This is a genomic window from Micromonospora foliorum (assembly GCF_022229015.1).
GTDB lineage: Bacteria > Actinomycetota > Actinomycetes > Mycobacteriales > Micromonosporaceae > Micromonospora > Micromonospora foliorum.
The window spans coordinates 15,881-28,181 of sequence record NZ_JAKKFF010000257.1; the positions used below are offsets into that span (position 1 = coordinate 15,881).

Annotated in this window: 6 protein-coding genes; 3 read left to right on the forward strand and 3 right to left on the reverse strand. The window is 71.9% G+C overall.

The features are described from left to right. Positions 1 to 5: 5 nt before the first annotated feature. Both PSH25_RS19465 and PSH25_RS19470 read right to left on the reverse strand, forming a co-directional pair. On the reverse strand, positions 6 to 5,279 hold the full coding sequence (locus PSH25_RS19465; protein WP_274527674.1) for an AAA family ATPase: 5,274 nt from the start codon (positions 5,277 to 5,279) through the stop codon (positions 6 to 8). Between the two features lie 3 nt (positions 5,280 to 5,282). Next, positions 5,283 to 5,711 carry a hypothetical protein gene (locus PSH25_RS19470; RefSeq protein WP_238660436.1) on the reverse strand — a complete coding sequence of 143 codons (429 nt, stop codon included), beginning with the start codon at positions 5,709 to 5,711 and terminating at the stop codon, positions 5,283 to 5,285. A 322-nt stretch (positions 5,712 to 6,033) separates the two neighbouring features. Between PSH25_RS19470 and PSH25_RS19475 the strand changes: the two genes are divergently transcribed. Next, positions 6,034 to 6,426, forward strand: coding sequence for a hypothetical protein (locus tag PSH25_RS19475; RefSeq protein WP_238660437.1), 393 nt, complete (start codon positions 6,034 to 6,036; stop codon positions 6,424 to 6,426). Positions 6,427 to 6,457: 31 nt separating this feature from the next. Here the strand turns inward: PSH25_RS19475 and PSH25_RS19480 are convergent, their stop codons facing one another. After that, positions 6,458 to 8,767: an AfsR/SARP family transcriptional regulator gene (locus tag PSH25_RS19480; RefSeq protein ID WP_238660438.1), complete on the reverse strand. Its 2,310-nt coding sequence runs from the start codon at positions 8,765 to 8,767 to the stop codon at positions 6,458 to 6,460. A gap of 299 nt (positions 8,768 to 9,066) precedes the next feature. Between PSH25_RS19480 and PSH25_RS19485 the strand changes: the two genes are divergently transcribed. Further along, positions 9,067 to 11,667 (forward strand): non-ribosomal peptide synthetase, encoded by a 2,601-nt coding sequence (locus PSH25_RS19485; RefSeq protein WP_238660439.1) that lies wholly within the window; start codon positions 9,067 to 9,069, stop codon positions 11,665 to 11,667. Then, positions 11,664 to 12,301: condensation domain-containing protein (locus PSH25_RS19490; RefSeq protein ID WP_238660440.1), on the forward strand; the 638-nt coding region annotated here is incomplete at its 3' end. The genes PSH25_RS19485 and PSH25_RS19490, both read left to right, overlap by 4 nt.

The window sequence follows — 12,301 nt, forward strand, 5'->3', positions numbered from 1 at the left end:
CCCATTCACCCGGGCGTCAACGCGAACGCGACGACGCCCGCCGCGCATCCGACGAGCAGGGTCGACGGCGCGCCGAACTCGACCGCCGCGACCGGTGAGTTGAGTTCGATCCGGTGCCGCTCACGGCCCTCGTGCGACAGGACCACGATGATGTTCTGCAGACCGACCGCGACCGTCGACGTCTCGGCCTCGACACAGACGGCCGTGACCAGTTCGTTCAGGACCCGCCAGGGCTGCGCGAAGCCGCCCCGGCCCCAACGGGTTCGTCCGGTGCGGCACTCGCTCAGAGACCACCGAAACACCGCCTGGCCGCTGCCGCAGTAGACGGTGTCCCGGCCGAGGTCGACCGCGAGGCAGGTCACCGGTTCGTCGAAGCGGAGCCCGCCGAGGCGACGGCCGGTGGCCACATCCCACCACTGGACCATTGCGCCCGCGCTGACCGTGAACGCGATGGTGAAGTCCGGCCCGGTCACCACCCGGACGGCCAGAACCGGATCCCGGTGCTGCCACGGACGGCCGAGCCGTCGGGGTGCGTCCTCGATGTTCCACGCCTCTATCGCGTACTCGACGATGCCGAGCCACGGCGACGACAGATCGGCCGCCGGGCAGACGAGTACGCGTTGCCCGTCCACGACGGTCAGGTCGGCCGTGAGCTGCGGCCGGTTCGGACGGTGGGAGAACCGGCGCAGGCGGACCTCACGATCCAGATCCCAGATCTGCACGTACCCGTCGTCGCCACCGGTCACTGCGTGCGTCGCACCGTCGATCCGGTGCACCGCCAACGAGCGGATCCAGCCGTCATGGACCGTCCACGGCGTCTTCACCTCGACGCCGTCGGAGAACCGGAAGAAACGCATCTCGCCAAACTCGCCGACGGTCATCACCGCCAGTTCCTCGCCGAGTTGGACGCGGGCCATCGCCTGCACACCGCCCTGGCGGGGTCCCGCCCCCGACGTCGGTCCGTCCGCGCTGGTGGGTCGCCACACCGCCAGCGCCGCTTCCTCGGTCGCCGCGACGACGACCATGCCGTCTCCCACGTCGAAGGTCGCGATGGCGTCGATGCGTCCCTCGACCGACCGCTGCTGAACGCTGCCCTGGTGGGTCGGGCCCGCCAGCTCCTCCACGACGCCGCTGGCGTAGCCCCGCAGGACCCGACCGCGGGCACCCACCGCCAGGCAGGTGACGCCGGGGAGATGGCGCCGATACCCCTTACCGCTGGCCACGTCCCAGATGGTCAGGTCCTCGCCGGCGAGGACCAGGACGGAGAACGCCGCGTCGTCGTCCAGGATCCCGAACGCGGTGATCCTCCCACGAGCGACCTGGTCGACGTACTCGACCGAGTCGAGTCGCTGCCCGTGGAACACCGTCACCCGACCGTCGGCGTCACCGACGAGCACCATCGGCCCGTCCGCCGTGGACAGGACGGCCAGCCGCTCGACCCGGGCCGGTCCGGGCAGAGGCCGACTCTCCAGTGCCTGGCCGTCGTCCAGACGCCAGGTGTGCACGGTCCCCTCCGCGTCGCCAGCACAACCGAAGTCGCCCTCGTCCGACGTTCCGGCGGTCAGCGCCGTCACGATGGAACCCTCCAACACGAACGGCTCCGCGACGAGGTCGGCCGTGGACAGGTCCCAGACCCGGGTGCCACCGCCACGGCCGGCGGTGAGAGCGACCGGCAGGCCCGACCGTTGGCCGATCGCCAGGCAGGTGACGCCACCGCTGTGGGCGAACCAGCTGCGCAGCATGTGCCCGGACTCACCGTCGAAGATCCGCACGATCCCGTCACTGCTCGCGGTGACAAGGACCGTGCGTCCCTCGACGGCGGTGGCCACCATGTCGACGATGGTTCTGGTGTGCCCCTGCCAGGCGCCGGTGACCCTCGGTCGAGCATCCAGGTCCCACATCCGCACCGTGCCGTCGGCGGAGCCGCTGATGATCAGTTGCCGTTCCTCCACCACTCCCGTCGTGACCGCGTGGATCACGCCGGTGTGCCCCCGCCAGGGCGGGCCGAAGGGGCGGAGCGAGTCGAGATACCACGGGCGGAGAAACCCGTCCGCGCCACCGGTGACGATGACCTCCTCGCCCCCGACCCGTAACGCGGTCATCGCGTGAACGGTGTGGGCGTGTGCCTTCCTGCTCGCCACCGGCCCCGTCCAGAGCACCCGGGAACTCCACCTCTCCAGCCGCGAGCTGGAGACACGACCGTCGGAGAACCCCCGCACCACCACCTTCGCGTCCCCGTCGTCGATGACGAGCAGAGCCGTGACCGCCGACGTCACCGACCTCAGGTCGGCGTCGTCTGCCGTCGGGACGTCGTCGTGGCGTAGGGAGGCGATCTGCGCTCCGGTGAGCGCGTCCCAGAGATAGCTGTAGCCGTTCGACGCGCCGGTCACGATGACCGGTTCGCCGGCGAGGTGGGTGGTGGCAATCGCCGTCAACTCGTACGGGTGCACGAATGGTTTGATCAACTCTGGTACGTCGGTGGGAGCGCGCCGCAATCGTGGGAACCATCGGCGCCTGCTCCGGTCGATCGTCTGCATCTCCGGCTCGGTCGAGTTGTCTGCCGAGATGCGGACAGCGCGAATGCGGCGCCCCAGCGCCGCCACACCGATCAGTGTCCGGCCGGCGCGCAGGGCGGCTCCCGACTCGATCCAACCCAACCAGGTGAGCCGCTTCTGAGCCACCGGGCGCAGGGTCGGCAGATCGTGCAGGCCCATCCGCCCCTGGGACTCGCTGACCAGCAGGTGAGGGCGGTCGTTCAGCTCGACCACGTCCAGTCCGACGACCTTGGAGCCGTACGGTCGGCCGACATGCAGCTGTGACGGGTTGCGCAGCGGATCCCAACAGTGCAGCGCTCCCCGTCGGGTTCCGGCGATCACGAGGTCCGCCGGGTTGCCGGGGACCAGGGTCAGCGCGGTCACTCCGTCGACCGGTGAGCCGAGGATCCGGTGCGGGTGTGGTGGCCTCCACGAGGCCCACAGCGTCCGCCACGGCCGCTGCACCCCCTGTTCGGCGATCCGCTCGGCCAACGCGCTCGCGTCGTGCTGCCGCGCGGCGAGTTCGAGATAGCTGAGTCGCTCCCGGAGGTCGGCCCGGCCGAAGTGATGGACGGCCTCTCGGTATGCCCGACCGGCCGCGTGGCCCTCCTCGGTCATGGCGCTGTCGCATACCGCGAGCAGCCGGTTCTGGTCCGCCTCGGTAAGGAAGGCAGGATCGAGCAGGAGCCGGTCGAGGTTTCCGGCAGCCGCGGCGTGGCTGGCCAGGTTGGCCAGCACATAGGGGTGGGCCTCGGACCAGCGCGCCCGACCCGTCGTCGCCGAAACCTGGGACCGCTTCTCGAAGAAGGTGAAGATCGTCCGCTGGACCGACCGGTTCGACCTGTTCGAGCGGAGGTACGACGCGAGGGCCTCGTGATAGAGCCGGTAGACCGAGCGCTGGTTGGCCAGGGCCTCGACGACGTAGTAGCCGGCGTGCTCGATGAGCCAGTCGATGTCGGCGTCCGTGTACGCCTTGCCGCTGAGCCTGGTGGCCAGCGGCGCCCAGATGTCCTCCCACGGCAGGCCGGCGCCATCCGCGTACGCCAGGGGCAGGAGCAGATCGCGGGCCTTGTTCGCCGACTCGCCCAACCGGTCCTCAAGGTCGCGGCGCATCGCTTCGGCCGCGAACCGGGGCAGCGCGCGTCGCCAGGCGGCGTCGCCCGGGTCGACGACATAGTCGCGCAGCGCGAGACTCCGGGCGGAGATCAGCGCGACCAGGAACGAGTGACCGGCCGCGTTGCCGACGGCGCTGGCCACCTCCTGCGTGAGGTTCTCGGCGACGGAGAGGTAGGGGCTCGGGTTCCCCAACTCGCGCAGGCACCGCTCGGCGTAGCGCCGGACGCTCTCCTGGTCGGCGTACTCCGCGTCGTCGAGGTTGAGGACGACCACGTCCCGGCCCAGTCGGTCCACCAAGTGCCGCCGCGTGCCGATGAGGATCCGCACGTTGGTCTTGCCGGCGCCCCGCACCAGGGGCTGCACGACCTCCCGCATGACGCTTTCGACGTCTGCTGCCTCATCGAGCGCGTCCAGGATGATCGCCTGGTGCTGGTCCCGGGACGCCACCTCGGACAACAGTTCCTCGACGTTCGCCGCCTGGTCGACATCGAGCGCCTGGCAGAGTGCGGCGAGCAGTTGGCCGACAGTCTGACCACGCACGTGCACGAAACAGGTCAACACGTTCTCCGGGACGTCCACCTCGTCGTTCCCGGGCGTCACCGGGATCCGGCTGCGCAGTCGCCGGTTCCCGAGCATGTAGAGCCGGGACAGCAGGGCGGACTTGCCGGAACCCGGATTTCCGGTCACGACCAGGGTCGACCGGGGCGTGCCGGGCGGCCGACGTAGCCAGGCGGCGCAGCTGCGGAGGGCCGCCGTCCGCCCGGTGAACAGCCACACGCCCTCCACCACGACGTCGAGGCCCTGCGCGCGAGGCAGGACGTGGCTGAGGAATTCCGCCCGCCGGGCAACCTGCTGCTCGTGGTCGCGTTGGGCACGGAGGTTCAGCCCGTGCAGGGTCTGGTTGTACCGGGGGTTCGGCAGGAACTCGGTGACCGTGTCACCGTCGTCGGCCTGCAGGATCCGCGCCCGCTGCCACGGCGGCAGTTCGTGGCGGACCACGTTGTACACGGCGTTCAGAGCCAGGTAGCGCGGTTCGTGGCCACCGCTGGCCCGGTGCCGTACCGCCGCGTCGAGTGCCCGACTGAACGCGCCCGATCCGGCGCTCTCGTGCGGGCGGGCGGCGGCCAGGACGGCGATGCTCGGGTTGACGGCCCGACCGCCGAGCAGGTCGAGACGATCGAGCGCGCCCTTGCTCAGGTCCCGCGTGGCCGCCGCGGCGAAGCAGGTGTCGAGGATGACCAGGAACCGCTGCACGACTGTCCCACGAATCAACCAGTTCGTGAGTTCACTGGCCCACACTCCGGTCCGGGACAGGTCCGACGTGGTCCCCGGGAAGGGGAGGATGAGGTCACCGCCGTCCGTCTCGCCGTGACCCGTGTAGTAGAAGACGACGATGTCGTCGGGCTGCCGGTCGGCAGCGGTCAGGAAGCGGCTGAGTTGGCCGGTGAGTTCGTCCCGGGACAGGTTCGGCCCGAAGCCCGGCACCGGCTCGTACGGCAGGTAACGGGTGAACAGGTCGCTCATGCGGCGGATCTCGTCCACCAGCTCGGGTCGATCCTCAAAACCCGACTCGGGCGAGTAGGCGCTCGTACCGCATCCGATGAAGAACCGTCGCGACGAGGTCGCCATCCGTCAGCCCGCCGGGATCACGACGATGGCCAGGACCAGGAGAACGATGGTCGCCATGGTGAGCATGACCCAGGGCAGCCACCGCCGGTGCGCGGTCACGATGCCCACCGAGACGGCCACGATGACGAACGCGGTCATGGTGAGGAAGGTGACCGCGAACCGGTCCGACGCACCGGCGAAGACCCGCCACACCCCACGCGCCACCAGCATGACGAGTTCCAGGCCGATCAGCGCCGCCCACCATGAGAACACCGCGATGCGAACGCCGTTTACCTCGGTCGTGCTGGTCGGCAGCAGCTCCTCGGGCCGGCAGCCAGGCGGTAGCGCGACCGCCTCCCGCGTACCGTCCGGCTGCTCGGGAGCCGTCAGGTCCGCGTTGGGCGTCCCACCTCCGGGACCCTTGTCGCGTTCCTCGGCAGCCCTCGACCTCATCAACGTCCGCCGTCCGTCCGCTCGCTGCTTACTCAGGAGAGCCAGTGAATCACCTTCGGTGGACACCGGGTAGATGACGGACGTGCGTCGTCGATCGCTGGTCCGACAGCTCCACCTACCCCGAAATGCCCGGCGGGACGCCGAACATCCGAAGTGGAGCGGACGCGAGGCCAGTTACCGGTAGGAGGACCGGGCGGCCGGTTGGCCAGCAGCCCCTCGGGGTTGTCTCCGGGCCAGCGCGGGGGACATCCCGGATGTGTCGGCGCGCCCGATGAGGTGACGATGGCCTGGCCGATCTGCTCATCCGAGGAAGGTGCCCGACGTGGTCGATTCCCGGTTGCACCCCAATCAGGATCGTCCGCCCCGGACGATGCCCACCGGGCTCGTCGTGGCCCGGGTGCTGTTGTTCATCCTGGTGGCGGAGCACGCGTTCGCACTCTTCACCCCGCCCTACGGCATCGGTGTGCCGCAGGCGTTCCACCTCAGCTTCGGGATCCTGTACGCGTGGCTGGCGGTGAAACTCCCCGACGGTCGTCCCTGGGTGCGGGTCCTCGTCACTGTGCTCCTCGCCGTGCAGTTCGTCGGACGGATCGTCGTCTTCACGGTCATCGACGACCCGTGGATCCGACTCCTGCTGATCATCGGCGCGGCCCTGACGATCACGGTGGTCTACCTACTGTGGTTCTGTCGACCGGTCCGTGGGGTCTTCCGGTGACGTCGATGGCCGGCCCGGCGCTCACCCCGCGTCAGACCGGGTGCTTGCTCAGGCTCTGGAAGCTCAGTGCCCGCTGGGTGGGGATCTCGGCATCCCCGAACTCCGTTGTCCAGGGCCGGGACAGCGTGGCCGGCGCCCGCCACCGCGCCACCCGCGACCCCGGGCCGGCCGACGAGTCGGTGCGCGAACCGGCACCGGACCCGGCCGACGTGCCCGCGGCGTCGGTGTGCGCCGGGTCGATGCCCAGCTCCCGCATCCGCTCGACGTACGCGCGGTAGCGTCGCTGTGCCTCGCCGTGCCGGCCGGCGGCGCGTAACACCTCCACCAACTCCAGGTGGGCGTCCTCGTCGTACTGGTCCCGGTGTACGAGACGCATCAGGTAGACGAGCTTCTGGTCGGTGTCCGAGGTGTGCTGTGCCAGGGCCCGCAACACCCGGGTGTGCGCCACCTGTGCCTCCTCGCGCAGGGGTTGCGCCCAGTCCTCGTACGGGTCGTCGGCGAGGAAGTCCCCGCCGTACAGCTCGTCGGCGCGGATCAACATTGCGGCGGCGCTCGGGTGCCCGGCCCGCTGTGCGGCCTGCGCCTCCTCGGCGGCGGTGAGGAACGACTCGACGTCCACGTCGATCACGTCGAGGTCGATCGCCACCGAGCCTCGGTCGGCCAGCACCGCGCCCCGCCCGCTGGTGCGCTGCCCGGTGCCGAGCACACGACGCAGGGTGGACAACAGCACCGAGAGCCGGTTCGCGGTCCGCGACGGCGACTCGTCCGGCCAGAGCAACTCCATCAGCCGGGCGCGCGGCACCGCCCGGCCGCGATGCGCGACGAGGATCTTCAACAGGTCCCGTGCCTTCTTGGACTGCCACTCGCCGTACGGCACCACGGCACCGGCCCGGAAGACCCGGAAGTCACCGAGGGTGTGGATGACCACCGCCGGTACGCGCAGCGTCATGGCGGTGAGCCCGTCGGCGACGCCCGGGTCGAGGCGTACCCCGCAGCGGCGCAGCTTCTGCTCGGCCCCCTCCGCGCCGCGCCGGGCCTGCCGGCCCTGGAGTCGGGCCGCGATCAGTCGGACCGCGGCCTCCTGGGCCGGGTCGCCGAGATCCCGGCAGAGCGCCGCGGCGTCGTCGAGCAGGCCCGCGGCGGCCCGGGGGTCCTCCGCCGCCAGGACGGTGAGTTGCAGCGCCTCGATCAGGGTCGCTCGCCGCCGCCCGACGGTGGCGCCGGTGCGGGCTTCAGCGGCGTCGAAGTGGGCCGCGTCGGTGTCGCCGCGCAGCAGCGCCACCCAGCCGCGGGCCAGCAGCGCGTACGGCCGGTCGGGCTCGCGGGCCATGGTGACCGCTCGTTCGGCCAGGTCCCGTGCGGCCCGCAGGTCGTCGGCGGCCCGGATCCGCGCCAACTCGGCCAGGATCAGGGCGCGGGACATCGGCCGGTGCTGCCCGTTGCCGAGGATGGCCAGGGCGCTCTCCAGCGCCTTGCGAGCCTGGCGGGGCTCACGTCGGCGGCGGTGCACCATCCCGAGCGTGGTGAGGGAGAACGCCTCGTCGGCGCCGATCCCGGCCAGCTCCCGTAGGCGTTGGCCGGCGGCGCTGTCGGCGAGCGCCTCCTCCAGGCGGCCCAGCAGGCACTTCGCGGAGGCGGTGAGGGCCAGTGCGTAGGGCTCGTAACCGGTGTCCCCGGTCACCTCGGCCAGCCGGACGGCCGCCTCGGCGTGCCGCAGCGCGTCGGAGGCGTCACCGACACCGAGCAGGTAGCCGGCGAGGTCCAGATGGATCATCAGCCGGAACAGGCCGACGTCGGCGTGGCGCAGCCCCTCCGCCGGCTGCGCTCGCCGCCGTGCCGCCGACGCGTCGCCGGTCGCCGCGTCCAGCAGCATGGCCAGCCGGGCGTACGCCCCGTGGGCGGCGGGGGAGTCGCACCCGTGCGCCGCCTGGGCGGCCTCCTCGGCGTCGGTGGTGGCCCGCTCGATGTCGCCCTCGATCAGGTGGTGCACGGCGGCGTGGCAGTGCACCTGGACGGCGTGCGGGCCGGCCGCGTCGATCGGGATCATCGCCAGTCGGGCCGCGGCCAACTGCGGTTCGCCGTCGAGGTGGTGCTGCAGCGCCACGCGCCAGATGTCGGCCAGCGGGGCGTCCGCCGGGTCGGGTGTGGCGGTGAGCAGGTCCGGCTGGATGGTGAGCCACAGGTGTGCGGCCGTGCGGTCGCCGACGTCGGCGAGGCGGCGCAGCGCACGCCCCGGATCACCGCCTCGGTGCGGTTGACCCGGTGCCGATGCCTCGCCCCCGCGGTGGTCGCGAATGGGCGTTGACGGGCGCAAGGCATGGTTGAGTCTGTCTCCGGACATCCACCACTCCTGTTTTCTCTCGTGGAGGCTCAGGTGAGTGAAGAGACAACCGGTCGTCCGTAGCCGACGCCCGGCGTGGCTTCCCCCCGGCACGATCATTGTCTTCATTGAGCATCATCGCCATAACCAAAAGAGTCGGTGTACTTACTGACTGCTATGCGGTATCGGCATAATGCCGCCCTCAGGATTCCCTCAGGCAGCCCCCACAGCACGCGCACGACCCGTACAAGCAACTGGCACGGGTCCGCCGCAGAATTCCGGGCATTGCGTTTCGCCTGCCCGATCGGAGCTGAGATCCGATGTCCGAACAGATCGTCGCGCCCGACCTCGTCGCCTTCTGGCAGCGACAACTCGACGCCCTTCCGGAGCCACCGGACCTGCCCTTCCCGCCCGTGCCCGAAACGGCGGCGGCCGGCGAACCGACCGCGTCCGGCGGCACGGCTGCGGACGGCGGCACGGCCGGCGTGACGCTGCCGGGTGGCTCGTCCGAGGTGCTGGCCGACGCGCTGGCCGGTGTGTTCGGGTTGCTGCACCGCTGGACCGGGGGTGGCGACCTGGTCGCCGAGACACCGGCCGGCGCGACCGCGCCGGGACGGTGGCTGCCCGTGCGAGTGCGGGTCCCCGAGAATCCCACCTGGACGGAGCTGCGGAACCTGGTCCGGACGGCGCTGCGCGAGGCACGGGCCCACGAGTCGGGGCTACCCGCGACGGTTCCGGCGCACCGACCGGTGGTGTCGGTGGGCCTCGGGGCGCTGCCGCCGGGGCCACGGGGCGTGCTGCGGCTGCTGGTCGACAACTCCGGGTCGCCGACGGTCACCCTGACCCATCCGAACGCGGCGCTGATCGGGGCCACGCTGACCGTCCTGCTCGCTGGGGTCGGGGAGCGGCCCGAGGCGCGCCTGTCCGACCTGCCGCTGCTCGACCCGGTGACGGAACGGCGGGTGGTGGCCGAGTGGAACGCCACCGACACCGCCTACCCCCGCGACCGGTCGGTGCCCGACCTGTTCACCGATTGGGCACGGGAGACGCCGGACGCGCCAGCGCTGCGTTCCGGCGACGAGGTGCTCAGCTACCGGGAGGTGGACCGGCGTGCCAACCGGTTGGCGGGGCACCTGCGGCGACTGGGCATCGGCCGCGAGGCGCTTGTCGGACTCTGCCTCACCGACACCGCCGGCTGGGTGATCGCCGCCCTGGCGACGCTCAAGGTCGGTGCCGCGTACCTGCCGCTGGACCCCGGGTATCCGCCGCAACGGTTGGCACTGATGTGCCGCGACGCCGCGCCGGGAGCGATCCTGCACACCGCCGCGCTGGCCGACCGGCTGCCGGACGACGGGACACCGCGCATCGTCCTGGACCGGCTGCCGGCCGCCGCCGACCCGGCCGGCCCGCCGGAGGTGAGCATCCACCCCGACCAGCTCGCGTACGTCATGTACACCTCCGGCTCGACCGGCCGGCCGAAGGGCACCGGGGTCAGCCACCGCAACATCGTCCGGCTGGTCCGCGACACGAACTTCGTCGACGTGCGCCCCGACGACGTGATGGGGCAGGCCGCCACGATGTCCTTCGACGCCGCCACCCTGGAGGTGTGGGGGGCACTGCTCAACGGCGCCTGCCTGGCCGACCTGGACATCAACGACGTGATCGTGCCGGACCGACTGCGCGAGCGGCTGCGCGCCACCGGCGTGACGATGATGTTCCTGGCCACCTCCGTGTCCCGACAGTTGGCGACGGAGGCCCCGGACGCCCTGGCCGGGCTGCGTTACCTGACCTTCGGCGGGGAACAGGCCGACCGGGTGGCGGTCAGCCGACTGCGGGCCGCCTGCCCGGACACAACACTTGTCAACGGGTACGGCCCGACCGAGGGCACCACCTACACCACGACGTACGACTGCGCCCTGCTCACCGCCGACGACCAGGTGGTGCCGATCGGCGGCCCGGTCGCGAACACCCGGGTGTACGTGCTGGACCGGTTCCTCCAGCCGGTGCCGCCCGGCGTGCTCGGTGAGTTGTTCATCGGCGGGGACGGGGTGGCTCGGGGGTATCTCGGCCGTCCGGAGACCACCGCCGACCGGTTCGTGCCGGACCCGTTCGGGCCGCGCGGCGGGGGTCGGCTGTACCGCACCGGCGACCTGGTCCGGCAACGCGTCGACGGGCTGATCGAGTTCGTCGGGCGGTTGGACCACCAGGTCAAGATCCGTGGTTACCGGGTGGAGCCGGGCGAGGTGACCGAGGTGCTCCGCGGCAGCGGGCTGCTGCGCGACGCCATCGTGCGCGCCGACCGCGACGGGGCGGGCGACGCCCGACTGGTCGCGTACGTGGTGCCCGCCGACGGGGTGCGCGTCGAGGCGGTCCGGGAACGCGCCCGGGAGCTGTTGCCCGATCACCTGGTGCCGGCCGTGTTCGTGGCGCTGCCCCGGCTGCCACTCAACCGCAACGGCAAGGTGGACACCAACGCGCTGCCCGCACCCGACGCGCTGGTCGTACCGGACGACCTGCCGGCTCCCGACGTGCCGCCCGCTCCCGAGGCGGCCCGGGCCGACGACGAGGACGCCGGTCCGCGGGCCGGGACCGAGCGGACCGTGGCCGAGATCTGGCGGGAGGTGCTCGGTGTGCCGGTGCGTCGACGCGACGACGACTTCTTCGACCTGGGCGGCCGGTCGTTGAAGGCGACCCGGGTGCGGTCCCGGCTGTCCGCCGCGATCGGCGCGGAGGTGCCGTTGCGACTGATCTTCGACCACCCGACCGTCGCGGCGCTGGCCGCCGCGGCGGACGAGATCACCGGGGTCCGCGAGGCGGCGGTCCAGCCCTCCGGGCCGGCCGACGCGCTCCCGCCGGACGCCGCGCCGCCCGCCGACCTCGCCGGCCTGCTCGACCAGTACGAGCACGGGAGCGCGAGATGAGCGCTGCCCTCACCCCGACCGGGCTGCGACAGCGGGTGGACGCGTTGCCGCCCGAGCGGCGGCGGGCCTTCCTCGCCGCTCTGCGCGCCGACGGTGACCGGTACGGAATCCACCCGCTCACCGCCGCCCAGGAGTGGATGCTGCTGCTGGCCCAACTCCACCCGGAGAGCCCTGCCTACCACGTCCCGTACCGGGTGGACCTGCGTGGCGACCTGGACGTGGCGGCCCTGCGCGCCGCGCTCGACCTGGTGGTGGCGCGGCACGAGGCGCTGCGCACGGTGTTCGTGCCGTTGGACGGGGAGCCGTACCAACTGATCCTGCCGCCGAACGGTGTGCCCCTTGAGGTGCGCGACGTCGCCGCCGACCGGATCGACGAGTACGCCGCCGCCGAGGCGGTCCGCCCGTTCGACCTGGCCCGGGGCCCGCTGCTACGGGCCACGCTGTGCCGCACCGGGCCGGCCGACTGGTCGCTGCTGCTCTCCCTGCACCACGTGGTCTGCGACGGCTGGAGCATGGGCCTGCTCTTCGAGGAGCTGTCGGCGGCGTACGCGGCGGCGCGGGACGGACGGGTCGCGGCGCTGCCGCCGGTGCCGCGGGACGTGCCGGCCGCCCTCGCCCAGGACCGGCTGCTGGC

What these genes read in the sequence shown, in the direction of transcription:
- PSH25_RS19470 (WP_238660436.1), bottom strand. Translation starts at nt 5,711, where the DNA reads ATGAGGTCGAGGGCTGCCGAGGAACGCGACAAGGGTCCCGGAGGTGGG.
- PSH25_RS19465 (WP_274527674.1), bottom strand. Translation starts at nt 5,279, where the DNA reads ATGGCGACCTCGTCGCGACGGTTCTTCATCGGATGCGGTACGAGCGCC.
- PSH25_RS19485 (WP_238660439.1), top strand. Translation starts at nt 9,067, where the DNA reads ATGTCCGAACAGATCGTCGCGCCCGACCTCGTCGCCTTCTGGCAGCGA.
- PSH25_RS19480 (WP_238660438.1), bottom strand. Translation starts at nt 8,767, where the DNA reads ATGTCCGGAGACAGACTCAACCATGCCTTGCGCCCGTCAACGCCCATT.